Origin of the sequence: Sphingomonas sp. OV641 (assembly GCF_900109205.1) — a bacterium.
GTDB lineage: Bacteria > Pseudomonadota > Alphaproteobacteria > Sphingomonadales > Sphingomonadaceae > Sphingomonas.
On sequence record NZ_FNZB01000003.1, the window covers coordinates 384,375 to 400,696 of the forward strand.

Annotated in this window: 14 protein-coding genes; 4 read left to right on the forward strand and 10 right to left on the reverse strand. The window is 65.9% G+C overall.

The window, feature by feature from the left end:
* Positions 1-53 precede the first annotated feature (53 nt).
* Positions 54-1,133, forward strand: a complete 1,080-nt coding sequence (locus BMX36_RS15770; protein WP_066780732.1) for an alkene reductase — start codon at positions 54-56, stop codon at positions 1,131-1,133.
* A 180-nt stretch (positions 1,134-1,313) separates the two neighbouring features.
* On the opposite strand, the gene BMX36_RS15775 is transcribed toward BMX36_RS15770, so the two are convergent.
* From BMX36_RS15775 to BMX36_RS15810, 9 genes are all read right to left on the reverse strand, one after another.
* Entirely contained in the window at positions 1,314-2,165 is an 852-nt protein-coding gene (locus tag BMX36_RS15775; RefSeq protein WP_093066885.1) for an FkbM family methyltransferase, read from the reverse strand.
* 104 nt (positions 2,166-2,269) lie between these two features.
* Entirely contained in the window at positions 2,270-4,228 is a 1,959-nt protein-coding gene (locus tag BMX36_RS15780) for a hybrid sensor histidine kinase/response regulator (protein WP_218142182.1), read from the reverse strand.
* A gap of 131 nt (positions 4,229-4,359) precedes the next feature.
* On the reverse strand, positions 4,360-4,527 hold the full coding sequence (locus tag BMX36_RS21755; RefSeq protein WP_177179176.1) for a hypothetical protein: 168 nt from the start codon (positions 4,525-4,527) through the stop codon (positions 4,360-4,362).
* Between the two features lie 11 nt (positions 4,528-4,538).
* The gene (locus BMX36_RS22390; RefSeq protein WP_093066887.1) at positions 4,539-6,623 is read right to left on the reverse strand and encodes a bifunctional glycosyltransferase/UDP-glucuronate decarboxylase; all 2,085 of its coding nucleotides are present in this window, start codon (positions 6,621-6,623) and stop codon (positions 4,539-4,541) included.
* Positions 6,620-7,708: a CgeB family protein gene (locus BMX36_RS15790; RefSeq protein WP_093066889.1), complete on the reverse strand. Its 1,089-nt coding sequence runs from the start codon at positions 7,706-7,708 to the stop codon at positions 6,620-6,622. The genes BMX36_RS22390 and BMX36_RS15790 overlap by 4 nt, the downstream gene beginning before the upstream one ends.
* Positions 7,705-8,817 carry a CgeB family protein gene (locus BMX36_RS15795; protein ID WP_093066891.1) on the reverse strand — a complete coding sequence of 371 codons (1,113 nt, stop codon included), beginning with the start codon at positions 8,815-8,817 and terminating at the stop codon, positions 7,705-7,707. The genes BMX36_RS15790 and BMX36_RS15795 overlap by 4 nt, the downstream gene beginning before the upstream one ends.
* Entirely contained in the window at positions 8,814-9,917 is a 1,104-nt protein-coding gene (locus BMX36_RS15800; RefSeq protein ID WP_093066893.1) for a glycosyltransferase family 4 protein, read from the reverse strand. Before BMX36_RS15800 ends, BMX36_RS15795 begins: the two co-directional genes overlap by 4 nt.
* Positions 9,917-10,990 carry an SDR family NAD(P)-dependent oxidoreductase gene (locus tag BMX36_RS15805; protein WP_093066895.1) on the reverse strand — a complete coding sequence of 358 codons (1,074 nt, stop codon included), beginning with the start codon at positions 10,988-10,990 and terminating at the stop codon, positions 9,917-9,919. The genes BMX36_RS15800 and BMX36_RS15805 overlap by 1 nt, the downstream gene beginning before the upstream one ends.
* Positions 10,987-12,105 (reverse strand): NAD-dependent epimerase/dehydratase family protein, encoded by a 1,119-nt coding sequence (locus tag BMX36_RS15810; protein ID WP_093066897.1) that lies wholly within the window; start codon positions 12,103-12,105, stop codon positions 10,987-10,989. Before BMX36_RS15810 ends, BMX36_RS15805 begins: the two co-directional genes overlap by 4 nt.
* Before the next feature lie 189 nt (positions 12,106-12,294).
* Here BMX36_RS15810 and BMX36_RS15815 point away from each other — a divergent pair, with 189 nt between their 5' ends.
* Positions 12,295-12,891 (forward strand): histidine phosphatase family protein, encoded by a 597-nt coding sequence (locus BMX36_RS15815; RefSeq protein ID WP_093066899.1) that lies wholly within the window; start codon positions 12,295-12,297, stop codon positions 12,889-12,891.
* A 7-nt stretch (positions 12,892-12,898) separates the two neighbouring features.
* Here BMX36_RS15815 and BMX36_RS15820 read toward each other — a convergent pair whose 3' ends face one another.
* A complete protein-coding gene (locus BMX36_RS15820) occupies positions 12,899-13,402 on the reverse strand; it encodes a DUF1003 domain-containing protein (protein WP_066780748.1) in 504 nt (167 codons plus the stop codon).
* A gap of 88 nt (positions 13,403-13,490) precedes the next feature.
* Here BMX36_RS15820 and BMX36_RS15825 point away from each other — a divergent pair, with 88 nt between their 5' ends.
* Positions 13,491-14,456: an MDR/zinc-dependent alcohol dehydrogenase-like family protein gene (locus tag BMX36_RS15825; protein WP_371262915.1), complete on the forward strand. Its 966-nt coding sequence runs from the start codon at positions 13,491-13,493 to the stop codon at positions 14,454-14,456.
* A gap of 464 nt (positions 14,457-14,920) precedes the next feature.
* On the forward strand, positions 14,921-16,279 hold the full coding sequence (gene dnaA / locus BMX36_RS15830; protein ID WP_093066901.1) for a chromosomal replication initiator protein DnaA: 1,359 nt from the start codon (positions 14,921-14,923) through the stop codon (positions 16,277-16,279).
* Positions 16,280-16,322: the final 43 nt, after the last annotated feature.

Below are 16,322 nucleotides of genomic sequence, written 5' to 3' on the forward strand. Positions count from 1 at the left end.
CCACCTAAGTCGGGCAAGTCCCGTAGCAAAGTGCAACGGAAGGGGAGTTTGAAATGCCAAGCCTGTTTGATCCGATCGAACTGGGTGCCATTCGCGCCGCAAATCGCGTGCTGATGGCACCGCTGACCCGCACGCGGGCCGACGACGATCACGTGCCCACCGAGATGATGATCGAATATTATCGGCAGCGCGCCGGCGCCGGCCTGATCATCTCCGAGGCGACCGGCATCAGCCGGCAGGGACTGGGCTGGCCGAATGCGCCGGGCATCTGGACCGATGCGCAGACCGAGGCATGGAAGCCGATCACCGAAGCGGTACATGAGGCGGGCGGCAAGATCATCGCCCAGCTATGGCACCAGGGCCGGCTGGCGCGCCCCGATGTGAACAAGCTGCAGCCGCTCTCGGCCTCCGTCACGCGGGCGCCTTATCCGAACCCGGCGAAGAACCCCTATGGTGAGGCGCGCGCCGCCACGCTGGACGAGATCAAGGAAGCGATCGAGCAATATGCGCAGGCGGCACGCAACGCGTTGGCGGCCGGGTTTGACGGCGTGCAGCTGCACGGCGCCAATGGCTATTTGATCGACCAGTTCCTGCGCGACAACACCAACCTTCGTGATGACGATTACGGCGGCTCGCCGGAGAACCGCATCCGCTTCATGAAGGAAGCGGTGGAAGCGGTGATTGCCGTCGCAGGCGCCGAGCGCACCTCCATTCGCCTGTCGCCCAATGGCGAGACTCAGGGCGCCGACGACAGCAATCCCGAGGCGGTTTTCATTCCCGCCGCCAAGGTGCTGGACGAATTGGGCATCGCCTTCCTCGAGTTGCGCGAACAGGCGCCGGACGGCACCTTCGGCGCGACCACCGTGCCCAAATTGAGCCCGGCGATCCGCAAGGTGTTCACGCGCCCGTTGGTGCTGAACCAGGATTATACGCTGGATAAGGCACAGGCCGATCTGGACTCCGGGATCGCCGATGCAATTGCCTTCGGCCGGCCGTTCATCGGCAATCCGGACTTGGTGGAGCGGCTGCGTGCCGGTGCTCCGCTGGCGCAGGACAATCCCAAGACCTGGTATTCGAAGGGGCCGGAGGGATATATCGACTATCCGTCCTATCAGGAACAGGCGGCCGCCTGATACCGCCGGTGCCGCCCCGCGCCACGTGCGTGGGGCGGCGCCTCGTGATCTGCGCTATCTGCAAGGCAAGACGCCTTTGCGCAGGTCCCTTTGCTTACCACAGTCTGGGGCCTGCAGGCGGCTCCATCGCAGATCCGTTTTCGCCTGGTACGTTCGTCTTGGCGATTGTAGTGCGACGCCTTACGCCGCTGATTGGATTTTCAGCGGATCCCAGGCGATTAGGTTTGCCGACTCATTGGTCTTTACGCGCGCAGCGAAGGAAAACGCGTCCACCGAAGTGAAGCTTTCGTCTAAAATTGCGTAGCCGTAGCTATGAAGAAGAGCGATCAGCTCACCAGAGGAACTTCCTGCCCGCTCCAGCGCACTCGGACCCATTTCAAAAATGACTGCTGGGCGGTATCGGTCAAGAGTTTTGGCGGCGCCGCGTAGGACGTCGACTTCATGGCCATCCGTATCGATCTTGATCAGGTCAACCCTTTCAAGCGCGTGCTCCTCAGTGATTTGATCTATCGTGTAGAACGTCACGCGCTCGTGCGTATTGGTCACCGTGTCGTCAATGCGATAGCCGTTGATGACGAACATGTCGCCTTGGCCACCCCGGTTACCGCTGGCACCTAGCACGGGTGTGATGTTTGACATGGCGTTACGGCGCGCATTGGCCGTCAGCCGCTCCATCGCCCAAGGTGACGGCTCGATTGCAACAACCCGGCCTGCAGGGCCGACGCAGCGTGCGGCCCAAAGCGAAATGAGGCCGATATTCGCGCCTACGTCGATTACCGTACCCCCCGCAGGTGATAGGCGCTGCACCGCGGCGAGCGTTTCCGGTTCATAGTCGCCATCGAAGTAAAGCCGCATGTCCATCGACTGAGCGGGATCAAGCATCACCTTCATGCCGCGCCACGTGAACGGGAAGGGCGCACGGCCGCGCGTCAGCGGGCCAAGGACGAGGCTCTTGATCTTACGACGTGCCGTAATCTGAAGCGGCAGGCTCCGGTAAACGGTAGTCGCCGCGCGCGTGAGTGCATTGCCCATGTCGTCCCCGCTTCCATGTCGATCCGGTGAGCAGCGGACCACAGCCCCGAGAACAGCGCAAAGGAAGATACAGCGAAATCGGCGCTAAACGCCCGCGACGCAGATCAGGGCGCGCAATCGTTCGCGTGCGTTACGCCGAGTACGCCCATCAGTCGTTGAAGCGAGTAAGGTTTCCGCAGCAGCGGAAAGCCGTGATTGCCTTCTTCGGCCAGCACGTGGCTATAGCCGCTCGTCAGCACCACGCGGCAGTTCGGCCAGCGTCGCTCCACTTCTTTCGCGAGTTCAATGCCGCTCATTCCGGGCATGACAACATCGGTGAATACCAGGTCGAAGGCGCCCTTCGTCTCAATCAGTATATTGAGCGCGGACTCCGCGTTTGTCGCCCAGACCGTCGACTGGCCGAGTTCTTCCAGCAAGGCGAGCGCGAAACGTCCGACGACTTCATTGTCCTCCACCATCAGTACGCGCTGCGTCGGCAGCTCGTTGCGCAACTGGGCTGGGGTGGCGCTGTGGTGATCGGCGGTAGGCCGCACCGTTGAGCGCGGAAGGTAGATCGTGAAGGTGCTGCCTTCACCAAAGCGGCTATCGACGCTGATTTCGCCACCGGACTGTTTGGCGAAGCCATAGGCCTGGCTGAGGCCAAGGCCGGTTCCTTTGCCGACTTCCTTCGTGGTGAAGAACGGCTCGAAAATGCGCGCCTGCGTCTCGGCATCCATGCCGGTGCCGTTGTCCATCATGTCTACCGCGACGAAATCACCCTCGATCGCGGCATGGCGGCGTACCGACGGCACGTGGCGGACGTTGCGAGCAACGATCCGCAATTCCCCACCCTGCGGCATCGCGTCGCGCGCGTTGATCGCCATGTTGAGCAGCGCGGACTCGAACTGGTTGGGATCCGCGCTGACCGAGCCGACATCCTCGTCGATCTCGATCCGAACAGACACCGGCGAGCCAACCGTGGTGGTGATCAGCCGTTCCAGGCCGCGAACCCGCTCCCCGACCGAGAAGGTCTCGGGCTCCAGCGGCTGCCGCCGGGCGAAGGCCAGCAGCTGGCCCGTAAGTTGCGCCGCGCGATCGGCGGTTTCCGCAATGGCCGAAATATACCGCTGCTGCCTTTCCTCAGTCTGGTTCGGCAGCAGCAGCAGATCCGCCGAGGCTCGAATGACGGTCAGCAGATTGTTGAAATCATGCGCGACGCCGCCGGTCAGGCGGCCGATCGCCTCCATCTTCTGACTATGCGCTAGAGCTTCGCGCGCGGTCTCCAGCTCCTCCTGCGCACGGCGGCGCTCCGTCACGTCGCGCGTGATCTTGGTGAAGCCGGTCAGCACGCCGGCGTCGTCATGGATCGGGTCTATCACGACATGCGCCCAAAAGGTCGTGCCGTCCTTTCGGACGCGCAGCGCCTCCTTCTCGAACGTGCCCTGGAGCAGAGCGGTACGCAGCGCCTTGGCCGGTTCGCCCGTCGCCCGATCCGCCTCGGTGTAGAAGCGCGAAAAGTGATGGCCGATAATTTCTTCGGCGCGATAACCTTTGATCGCCTCCGCCCCGGCGTTCCAGCTCGACACGTTGCCGTCCGGATCGAGCATGTAGATGGCGTAGTCGCGCACGCCTTGCACCAGCAGGCGGAACTGCTGCTCGCTGCGGAACAGCGCCCGTTCCGCCTCCTTCTTTTCGCTGATGTCCCTTGTGACCTTGGCGTAGCCGATCAGGGTGCCCGTCTCATCGCGCACGGGATCGATCACGACGCTGGCCCAGAAGCGCTCGCCGTCCTTGCGGACGCGCCAGCCTTCAGCCTCGAACTTACCTTCCTGTGCCGCCGTTCGCAGCGCGCGCATCGGCAATCCGGTGGCGCGGTCCTCCGGCGTGTAGAAGCGGGAGAAATGCTCGCCGATGATCTCGGCGGCGACATAGCCCTTGAACCGCTGCGCGCCCGCATTCCAGCTCGCCACGAAGCCGTCCGCGTCCAGCAAGTAGATCGCGTAATCCCTCACCGCATCCAGCAGGAGCTGGAAGCGGCGCTCGTTCTCCATCGCGAGCAGGTGCTGGTTGCGGGTCGCACTCATCGGTGAACGGGCCTATGGGGCTGGCAACAATTCCGCAACGAAAATGGCAGGTTTTCACGCGCTTTCTGGCTGCCCGCGGCCTTGCGGACACATGATGTCGCGGCGCCCCTTCCGCGGGAAGGGACGCGCGTTCACTTGTCCTTCGTCAGCGATGTCTTTCGCTCGATCGTCTGCTTGTTCGGCTGTCCCTTGTCGAGCGTGTCGGAGGGCCGCATCGCATCGCCCTCCTTCTGGTGTTCGGCCGACAGTTTCGGGCGCTTGGTTTCGGTGGTGCCGTTCTTGTCGCCATCCTTGTCCATCGCTGCTCTCCTTACTCGGCGGCAACCGACAGGAGCGGCATTCGATCCGTCTGGCGCAGTTCCTCCGCGAACCAGGTGCAGGTGCGCGACAGGCCATCCTCGAGCGGCACGAGCGGCGCCCAGCCGAGCAGGTTCTTCGCGCGGGTGATGTCCGGCTTGCGGCGGCGGGGATCGTCGACGGGCAGCGGCTGGTGGTCGATGCGCGCCTTGGTCCCGGTCATGGCGACGATGCGGGTGACGAGATCGCCGACGGTAAGCTCGTTGGGGTTGCCGAGGTTGACCGGCTCGGCCCCTACCGTGTCGCTGTCCATCAGTGCGATCAGTCCGGCTACGAGATCGCTGACATAGCAGAAGCTGCGCGTCTGGCTGCCGTCACCGTAAACCGTCAGCGTGTCACCCTGCAGCGCCTGGCAGATGAAGTTGGAAACGACGCGGCCGTCGTCCGGGTGCATGCGCGGGCCGTAGGTGTTGAAGATGCGGGCGATGCGTACATCGGCGCGCTTAAGACGCGCAAAGTCGAGCGCCATCGCCTCGGCCGCGCGCTTGCCCTCGTCATAGCAAGCACGCGGGCCGGTGCAGCTGACCGCGCCGCGATAATCCTCGCGCTGCGGGTGGACTTCGGGATCGCCGTAGACCTCGCTGGTGGAAGTGAGGAGGAAGCGCGCGCCGGACGCCTCGGCGAGGCGGAGGAGGTGATCGGTGCCGAGCACGCAGGTGAGCATCGTGTGCTCGGGATCGGCCTGGTAATGCGGCGGGGACGCGGCGCAGGCGAGATTGTACACGCGGGTGATCCGCTGGGTGAGATCCGTCACCTCGGCCGGCAGCTTGTCGATTACGTCGGCCTTTACGAAGCTGAAGCGCGGGTGATCGATCAGATCGTCGAGGTTCGTCGCGCGCGACGTCTGGAGATTGTCGAGGCACAGCACAGTTTCGCCGCGATCGAGCAGCGCCTGGCACAGGTGTGAGCCGATGAAGCCGGCCCCGCCGGCGACAACGGTGACGGGAGCGTTTGTCTTATCCATGTGGGGCTTGCTCCGGCTGGGGTGAGGCCTTGCGGCTTGAGTGAGATAAGTTTCGAGCTGTTCCGCGCGGTGCTGCGCGGTGTGCGCGGCGAGGACACGGGCGCGGGCGGCCGCACCCAGCGCGCTGGCGTCTTCGTCAAGCGCGGCGAGCGCCTGCTCGGTGGTGTCGGCGAGCATGATGTCAGCGCCGGGGGCGAACAGATCGTCGATGCCGTCCCAGCGATCCGAGAGGATTGGCGTGCCGCACGCGCCGGCCTCGAACAGGCGGACCGAGGGCGACCAGCCGGCGGCGATCATGTCGGCGCGGGTGACGTTCAGCGTCATGCGCGATGCGCTGTAGAAGGCCGGGTGATCGGCGGGCGGCAGGTGATCGATGCGGGTGACGTTGGCCGGCCAGTCGATGCTGTCGGGATATTGCGGGCCGGCGACGGCGAATTCGAGGTCGGGGCGGCGGCGCGCGGGCTCGATCAGCAGGCGTTCGAGGGTCGGCTGGCGATCGTCGCTGTAGGTGCCCAGGTAAGACAGTGCCCAGCGCTTGGGCGTGTCCTGCGGCTGGTATCGCTCGGCATCGACGGTGCAGTAGAGCGCGCGAGCGGCCTTGGCGCCGTACTGGCGCTCGATCCGGTCGAGCGTCGGGCCACCGGTGAACGACAGGTACAGGTCGAAGCCGGGGATCACCTCGGGCGAGAGATATTCGTAGTCGCCGCGGTCGAGCTTTGCGAGGGTGACCGGCGTGTCGATGTCGTAGAAGCCGGTGACGCCCTTGGCAGTGGCCTGGACGTATTTGGCGACCGGGACACCTTCGGGGACGTAGGAGCCGACGATGACGGCATCGGCGTCGGCGATCGTGTCGCGCCAGTTTTCGAGATCGGCGAGGTCGGCGTAGTAGTGGAGCCGGCAGAAATCGGGATCGACTAAATCGCGGCGGTCGCCGGCGTACCAGGGGACGGTGCGCTCGAGGAAGTGGATGTCGTGGCCGCGCGCAGCGAAGCCCGACAGCAAGGCGCGCCAGGTGGTGGCGTGGCCGTTGCCCCAGGAGGAGCCGAGGCTGAGGCCGAGGACGACGAGCTTCATGCAGCCACCTGCTCGGCGGTGGCGTGGGCGCGGAACAGTTCATCGACCTGCTTGGCGCGCAGTTCGTAGGTGTGCTCGGCTAGGACGCGCTTGCGGGCGGCTTCGCCGATGGCGCGGGCGCGTCCGGGGGTGAGGTCGGCTAGCAGGTCGGCGACGTCCTGGCCGGTGCGCGCGACGAGTACTTCCTCGCCGGGGATCAAGAACTGCTCGATGCCTTCCCAATAATCAGTGATGAGGCAGGCGCCCGCGCCGGCGGCCTCGAATACGCGGGTGGCGGGGGAGAAGCCGACCGCCGCCATCGAATCGCGTGCGATGTTGAGCACCGCGATCGGCGTGCAGTTGAAGGCGTTGTGGTCCGCGGTGCCGACATGGCCGAGGTGGCGGACGTTGGCGGGCATGTTCTTGTCGTGCCAGCCGCTGCCGCCGATTAGGAACTGACGCTCTGGCAGCGCGGCGGCGGCGGCGAGGAAGAATTGTTCCACGCGCGCCTCGCGATCGGGCAGGCGATTGCCGAGGAAGGCGAGGTCGCAGGCGAAGCGATCGTCGGGCGCTACGGGGTGGTGGGTGTCAGGGTCGACGGCATTGTACACGGGGATGCAGCGCGCCGCGCCGAGCGCCTCATAGGCCTCCACGACGGGCGGGCCGCCGCCATAGGTGAGGACCATGTCGAGGTGCGGCAGCGCGGCGCGGACGGGGTGCGCGGGATCGGCGCGGATCTCGTCCAGCGTGGCGGCGGCGTCGACGTCCCAGAAAATCTTCAGGGCGTCAGGACTTGCGTGCTCAACGATGCCGGCGATCAGCTCCGCGTCGAACACGCCGACGCCGCTGGCCTTCACCACCACGTCGGCCTTGTGCGCCTCGGCGAGAACCGAGCGCAGACCCTCTGCCGTCGCCGGATAGACGACCGAGGTGGCGTATTCGGGCGGGTCGATGTCGCGGTTCTGCTGGCGGTCGAAGGCGTCGGGTTCGTAGAAGGTGATCTGGTGACCGTGTGCGGCCAGGGCCTTCAGGATGCCGCGGTAATAGGTCGCAGCGCCATTCCAATAGGAGGACAGCAGGCTCGATCCGTAGAAGGCGATCTTCATGCGGCTTCTTTCGTTGGGGTGTCGTCTCGCAGGCTGGCGACGATGGCCAGTAGCTGGTCGACGCGGTGCGCGCAGGTGTGGCGCGCCTTGATGGTGGCGAGGCCGTGCGCGGCGAGCGATTGGCGAAGGCCCGCATCGTCGCGAAGGGCCGTGAGATGGCGGGTCATTTCCGGGCCGTCTCGGGCGACCAGATAGTCGCGCCAGGGTGTGAACAGTCCTTCGGCGTCGTCCCACGGTGCAGAGACGAGCGGGATGCCGCAGGCGAGCGCCTCAAACACGCGGATCGTCGGGATGCCGGGAAGGATGGTGGCATAGTAACGCCGCGGCACGTGGACGGTCGCGAGGTGGCGGGCGAAGATGTCGGGCGCGGCAGCATTGGGCGCCCAGCCATGGTAGCGCACGCCATAGCGATCGAGCGTCGCCAGCCCCTCCGCCGGATAGCGGACGCCGTAGATGTCGAGCGGGAGCTTCGCACCCTGCGCCGGAGCGAAGAGGAAACGTTCGAGTTCTTCGGTCCGCTCGCCGTCGCCCCAGTTGCCGATCCAGACGAGGCCTTCGCGCTCGCCCTCCTCGACCGGCGGGTGAAAGCGGCGCAGGTCGGCGGCTTCGTGCCACGTCCAGACGCGCTTGCCCCAGCCCCACGTGCGGTAGATCTCGCTCAGCGTCTCGCCGAAGGCGAGAACGCCGTCGTAGCCGCTGAGATCGTACGCCTTCATCGCTTCGGGTTCACTGACCGCGCGGTGATGCGTGTCGTGGAACAGGAGGGTGAAACGGGCGCCGCGCTTGCGCAGCGTGCCGATCGCCGCGACGAGTTCGTGGTCGTTCCATTCGTGGACGATGACGAGGTCGGCGCTGTCGGTGAGCTGCTCGACCGGGGTGCCGGGGGCGTAGGTGGTGGCGGTGAGTTCGGGATAGCGTTCGCGCCAGGCCGTCAAACCTTCCTCGCCATGGTCGGCGAGAAGGTTGGCGAGGCTCCAGGCGCCTTCCGGTTCGTAGGCGACGACGTCATGGCCGCGCGCGACTAGCTCGCTCAGCACGCCGCGTAGGAAATGCGCGTTGCCGTGGTTCCAGCAGGAGGCGAGGCTGTGGGTGAAATAGACGATCCTCATGCCGCGGCCCTTTCGTTGGCGCTGGCGTCGGCATAGAGCGACAGCATGGCAGTGGCGGTGGCGGCGAGCGTGTATCGCACGCCGCGATCGGCGGCCGCCGCGCCCAAGGCAGCGCGGGCGGCATCGTCAGCGAGCAACGCTGCAATCGCGTCGGACCAGGCGGCGGGATCGTCGCCGGCGACGAAGAGCGCCGCGCCGTCCCACAGCTCGCGGAAGGTATCGATGTCGGACAAGACCAAAGCGCAGCCGGCCTGCGCGGCCTCCAGTACGGCGAGGCCGAACGGCTCGAAGCAGGCGGCGGAGACGAACACCGGTTGGGTGGCGAGCATCGCCGTCATGCTTTCCGCCGTGAGCTCGCCGAGCAGGTGGAGGTGCTCGACGGGGACCGACGCCCCATGCGGCGCGCGGGTCGAGCCGGCGGCGTAGAGCGGCGCGGCGAGGCGCGCGGCGGCGGCGTCGAGCAGGGGCGTGCGTTTCACCTCGTCCCACAGCCGTCCGGCGGTGAAGGCGATGTGGCGCGTGCGGACGGGGGCGACCGGCGTGGGCGTGCGGCCGTTGTGGATGGCGACCGGCAGCTCGCGCAGGCCATAGGTACGCGCAACGGTGCGGGCGTAGCTTTCGCTCGGCGCGATGACGCGGGTGGCGCGACGCAGTCCCTGCGCGGCAAGCGCGCGGTGCCAATCTAACTTAGGATCGAGTGGCGAAGCGGGGCGCGCGGCTTCCCACCAGGTCGCGACGCAGCCGTGCGCGGCGACGATCATCGGCAGGTCGCCAGGCAGGGTCGCCGCGAGCGCCGGCTGGTTGACGTGGATCAGGTCGGCACGGTGCGCGGTCGCGAGCATCGCGATCGTCGCCGCGGCATGCTGCACCGAGACAGCATCGTCGGTGAGCCAGTCGAGCGGCTCGCCGGTTTCAACCAAGGTCACGCGCGGGATGCAGGCGACTTCGGCGCGCTGCGCCTTGGAGGGGGCGGGGCCGAGCAGGGCGAGGATCGTGGTGACGCCTGCGTCGCTCAGCGCGGCGGCGAGATCGACGGCGTAGCGCCACACACCGCCCACCGCATCGACCGTCATCAGGATGCGCTGCGGCGCAGCGCGCATCAGACTGCGACCTTCATGGCAGGCTGCCGCACGCCAAGGGGAAGGCCGCGTTCTTCCGACAGCCACCTGGCGAGGCGGCGCAGGCCGGTGCGCCAGTCGGCGGGCTTGGCGAGGCCGAGCGCCTCTTCCGCGGCGCGGCGGTCGGCGACGAAATAGCGCTGGTCGCCGGCGCGCCAGCTGCCGAAGCGCAGGTCGATCGGGCGGCCGACGACCGTCTCGATCTCGGCCAAGACGGTTCGCAGGCTGACGGCATTGTCGGGACCGCCGCCGAGGTTGAAGACGTGTCCGCTGTGCTGGTCGATCTGGCGCCAGAGCGCGAGATAGGTGTCGACCGCGTCGCTGACCTCGAGGATGTCGCGGACCTGATGGCCGTCGCCGTAGATGTCGATGGCGCGGCCTTCGAGCGCGCGGATCAGGAAATGGGCGACCCAGCCCTGGTCCTCGGTGCCCATCTGCCGCTCGCCATAGATGCAGCTCATCCGCAGCACGGCACTCGGCACGCCATAGCTGCGGGCGTAATCGAGGACATACTGGTCGGCGGCGCCCTTGGAGCAGCCATAGGGCGTGTGGAAGTCGAGCGGTCGGCTCTCGCCGATGCCATAGGCGTTTACCAGCGGATCGACCGGCTGGTAACCGCGATCGGTCTCGTCGAAGGTGAGATCGGCGAGATCGCCATAGACCTTGTTGGTCGACGCGAAGATCACCGCTGGCGTCTGCGCGGCGGTGCGCGCGGCCTCCAGCACGTTTAGCGTGCCGGTGATGTTGATCGCGAAGTCGGCGCGCGGATCGATCAGGCTGGTGGTGACGGCGACCTGCGCGGCCATGTGGAACACGGCCTGCGCTTCCTGCACCGCCGCGGTCATCGTGGCCTCGTCGCGGATGTCGGCGACGCGCACGTCAATTTTGTCGCCGTGGTTCGCCTTCAGCCAATCGAGGTTCCGCTTTACGCCATCGCGAACGAGCGCATCATAGACGATGACGCGGTGTCCTTCGCCGGCAAGGCGATGCGCAAGGTTGCTGCCGATGAACCCCGCGCCGCCGGTGACGAGGATCGGACGCTGATCGTCTGTCATGCGACGAGCCCGCGCTTTTCGAGTTCGGCGCGCGCGTGGCTGACGCGATCCTCGGCGGTCTGCTGCGCGACCCAGTCGGCGAGGACGGCCAGTTCGGTCTCGAAATCGGCGGTGGCGCGGAAGCCGAGCTTCTCCGCTGCGAGTGATGTGTCGCAGAAGCAATGACGAATGTCGCCGACGCGGGCCTTGCCGACGATCTCCGGCGCGGCGTCATTCTGGCCCATCGCGCGACCGAGCGCCTCGGCAACCTCGGTGACGGAGCGGTCGTGGCCCGAACCGACGTTGAAGGTGCCACCGACCGCCTCGGGCAGGACCAAAGCATCGGCGAAGGCGCGGGCGACGTCACCGACATGGACGAAGTCGCGGCGCTGTTCGCCATCCTCAAACACCATCGGGCGCTGCTTGTTGAGCAGGCGCGAGGCGAAGATCGCGAGCACGCCGGTGTATGGGTTGGAGAGCGCCTGGCCTGGGCCATAGACGTTGAACAGGCGCAGGCAGACGCTTTCGATGCCGTAGGGCGCGCCCATGATGTGGGTGGTGCGCTCCTGCACGTATTTGTTCAGCGCATAGATTGAGGAGAGCGCCGGGCGCTTGGTCTCGGGCGTGGCGACGGGGGTGAGCGGGCGACCCTGCGCGTCGGTGGGATCCCATTGGCGCATGCCGTCGCGGATCATGCCGCGCGCCGCGTCCTCGACCAGCGTGCCATCGGCATCGCGGTACAGGCCCTCTCCGTAGATGCTCATGGAGGAGGCGGTGACGACGCGGCGCACGGGCCTGTCGATCAGCCGTTCGAACAGTACCGCGGTGCCGACGTCGTTGACCGAGGTGTAGCGCTCCACCTCGTACATCGACTGGCCCACGCCGACTTCCGCGGCAAGGTGGACGACGCTGTCGATGCCGTCGAGCGCCTTCGCCACGGCATCGCCGTCGCGCACGTCAGCGACGACCAGTTCGGCCTCGGGAGAAAGATTGGCGGGACGCTGGCCGCCATCACCGTGGACTTGCGGCAGGAGATTGTCGAGGATACGCACGCGGTTGCCACGGCGGAGCAATTCTTCGGTGACAAAGCGCCCGATGAACCCGGCGCCGCCCGTGATCAGAATATGTTCGCTCATCAGTCCCCGCTTTGTGTTTGTTCTGGTTTTCCGCCGGCTTAGCGACGGCCCCACGGGAGCAGGAACATCTTCATCTACCCTTTGTTCCCGAAGCGATATGATCGCGGTGCGACTTCGCGCGCTTTTCCGGAACGCGGATGCGGGCCGTCCGTTGGGGACGTCTTCAACAAAGATGCGTCGGGGGACTGATTGGCGGCGATCATTCATCTCGTTCGGCACGGCGCGCATGCCGATGCCGGTCGGGTGCTGACGGGGCGAGGGGGAGACGACGGTCTCGCTGCGGCCGGGGCGGCGCAGGCCGCCTGGGCCGCCGAGCGACTGGCATCGCAGGCTATCGTTCGCGTGGAAAGCAGTCCGCAGCGACGGACACGCGAGACGGCCTCAGTGATCGCGGCTGCCTTTGGCATCGCCCCCCGGATCGTCGATGCGCTGGACGAACTCGACTTTGGCGACTGGACCGGACGGGTCATCGCCGATCTGGACGGTGATCCGGCCTGGACGCACTGGAACACCGCCCGATCAGCCGCGCAAATTCCCGGTGGCGAGCGGATGACGGACGCCGTGGCGCGCGCGGTGGAACACCTCGGGGCGCTTGGCGCCGGCACATGGGACGGAGCGATCGTCTGCGTTTCCCATTCCGACATCATTCGCGGGGTGGTGGCGCATTACCTTGGCTTGTCGCTCGATCGCATGCTGGCTTTTGACGTCGACCCGGGCTCGATCACCAGTCTGGTGGTGGGAGAATGGGGCGGGCGGTTGTTGTCGCTGAATGTCCGGGCAGCGTGATGGTTCGTCAGTCGGCCGTCTTCTCATCCAAAGCGTCAAGCACCTGTTCGGGTGAGACGTCCCGCTTGATCTCGTCGATCTCCGGGTCGCTGCCCACGCCCATCTTCTGCGCCATTCGCTCGATCATGCCAGCAAGGCGCGTCAGTTCATGTTCGGTCAGCAGCGAGATGTGGAGATCTAGGTCTCCGCGCCGGTCCGCCGCAGCGGACATGCGGTTTTGCGAGATGAGCACAAATGTGGACAGGAAGATCGCCTCAACCGACGCCTCCATCGCAAGGATCACGAAGGTGGGATCGAACGGCCGCAACCCGGGAATCCAGCCCAGGTTCCAGACGATCCATCCACCGAACAAGGCGGCGTGCAGCGCCACGAAGCGCATCGAGCCGGCGAACTGCGTAATCCTGTCCGCGATCCGATCGCCCAGCGGAGCACGCTCAGCTTCGCGCTCGGCACGGGCGGCGAGCCGCTCGATATTGTCGCGCAGGGTATGCGCCATCTGACCGTCACTCATACTATCATCAACCCGGCATTGCTGCCGGCGGCAAACGCGCCAGACGGCGATATCGACCATCCAACATCGTACGAAAGGCGGTAAAGAAGTGACCGAATTGATGCAGGCAGCAGTACTACAGGGCCCGGGTTCGATCAGCGTCGAACAGGTGCCCGTGCCGCAGCCGGGCCCGGGCGAGGTGCGGGTGCGGATCGAAGGGTGCGGCGTCTGCGCTTCCAATGTCGAGCCCTGGGAGGGGCAGCCCTGGTCAAGCTGGCCAGGCGCGCCGGGCGGCCTTGGTCATGAGGCCTGGGGCGTAGTGGATGCGGTGGGGCAGGGTGCCGATATGGCGGTCGGCACGCGCGTGGCCATGCTTTCCGAACGGGCGTTCGCCGGTTATGACGTGGCGCCGGTCGAAAAGGTCGTGCCGCTGCCGCCGGCGCTGAACGGCCAGCCGTTCCCGGGAGAGCCGATCGCCTGCGCCGTCAACATCTTTCGCCGTGCGCAGATCGAGCCGGGCCAATGGGTCGCGATCATCGGTATCGGCTTTCTCGGCGCCATCCTGACGCGGCTGGCGAGCGAAGCGGGGGCGAAGGTCATCGCGATCTCCCGGCGCGAGGAGTCGCTCGAACTGGCTCGAAAATTCGGGGCGGAAGTGACCATACCGATGATCGACCATTACAAGATCATCGGCGAGGTTGGGCAGCGTACCGGCGGCAGCTTCTGCCCGCGTGTGATCGAGGCCGTCGGCAAGCAATGGCCGCTGGACCTGGCAGGCGAACTGATCGGCTTCGGCGGGCGGCTGGTGATTGCCGGCTATCATCAGGATGGTCCGCGCCAAGTGAACGTGCAGAACTGGAACTGGAAAGGGATCGACGTCGTCAACGCGCATGAGCGCGACCTGACGGTTCAGATGCGCGGACTGCGCGAGGCGGTCGACCTTGTCGCCAGCGGCCGGCTTGATCCGACGCCGCTTTACACCGGTCGCTACCCGCTCGATCGACTCAACGAGGCTCTGACCGCCACGCGCGACAAGCCGGGCGGATTCGTGAAGGCGCTGGTTACCATGGGGTGAAAGCGTCGCGCACGGCGCTTCAATGGCTTAGCGGGAAAGGACCAATTCGGGCTTTTGCGTGAGCCATTGAAGCGTTCGAAAGTGCAGCGTCAGGAATCCTAGGATGATCCGCGATTCGCAGTCGGTGCAAAAACGAGCGGCCCAGTTTCCTCTATTAAAAACAGCAAGTTATAAGTTTTTCGACGCATTTTCGCGGCCGGCATCGAGTCAAGGCGGTATATTTCGGAAATGTGGCAAGGCCCGGACTTGATCGACTCACGGGCCTGTTCCTAAACCTTGCTCAGTCGGCTCGGCACGTTCTGCCTGAGGCGCTCAAACGAACCATCGTCGTAGCCGACCGTGGCGGGGGCCACATCGGGGGACAGTTTTGCTCTGTTGATTTGTGGTCGCGACCCCGTGTCGCGGCCCTAGGAAAGGTGTGCGTGCCGTTGTCACAGTTTGTGGTGCCAGACGATGCGGGGGAAATGGCACGGGCATGGGCACGGGTGCGGACCAACCTGCGCGAGTCCGCCGGGGCGCGGCTGTTCGACCAATGGCTGAAGCCGATGCAACTGGACGACAGCGGCGATGATGATCGCGTTCGGCTGACACTGCCGTCTGCGTTCATGACCAACTGGGTTCGCAGCCACTATGCTGATCGGCTGTTTCACGAATTCCGCGCAGTCCTGCCGCACATCCGCGCCGTTGCGATCGAGACGGCCCCGACGCGCCACACGCCTGCGGTGATCACGATGGCGCCGGCCGAAGCGCCTGCGCCTGTGCTCTCCGCATCAGAGGCTCCCGAGCCGTCGGACGTGGAGCGTCCGGCATTGGAGCCGCGCTACACCTTTGATCGATTTGTCGTGGACGCGTCCAACCGCGTCGCGTTCAACGCGGCCAGGGCGCTGGCGGAGCCTGGCCCTGTTCGCTTCAGCCCGCTGTTCCTTCATTCCGGCACTGGGCAGGGCAAGACGCATCTGATGCATGCGATCGGCCATTCCTTCATTGCGGCTGTTCCTGGCGCCCGCGTGATCGCCATGTCGGCCGAGCGCTTCATGTTCGATTTTGTGGCGGCGCTGCGTGCCCGCGACACCTTCGCGTTCAAGGCGCGGCTGCGCTCGGCGGACCTGCTGCTGATCGATGACCTGCAGTTCATCGCCGGCAAGGACGCGACACAGGAAGAGTTCTTCCATACGGTCAACGAGATCATGGCGGCGGGCAAGCGCCTGGTGATTTCCGCCGATCGCTGCCCACAGGCGCTGGACGGCATCGAACAGCGGATCATCGGGCGGATGGCAATCGGCCTGGTGGCCGACATCAAGGCGCCGTCGCTGGAACTGCGCCGCACGATCCTTGACCGAAAGGTCGCCGATCTGCCGGATACCAGGGTTCCGCACGAGGTGCTGGACATGCTGGCGGCCCGGATCACGGGCAACATCCGCGAGCTGGAAGGCGCGCTGAACCGCGTCGTCGCTTATGCCCAGCTGACCGGTGAGACGATCGATCTCGACTTTGCAATCGCGACGCTCGGCGATGTGCTGCGCGGCAGCCAGCGCCGGGTGACGATCGACGAGATCCAGAAGCTGGTGTCCACTCATTTTGACCTGAAGCCGATCGACCTTGTTTCGGCGCGCAGGGCGCGCGCGGTGGCGCGGCCGCGGCAGATCGCGATGTACCTGTCCAAGCGGCTGACGACACGGTCGCTGCCGGAGATCGGCCGCAAGTTTGGTGGGCGCGACCACTCCACGGTGATCCACGCGGTGCGGCGGATCGAGGAATTGCGTGACAGCGACCGCGAGGTTGATGGCGCGGTGCGCACCTTGATGCGCGAACTGGAGGGCTGATCGCTCTTGCCGCCAGGTGACGCGTGGCGAAACGCGCTCGCTC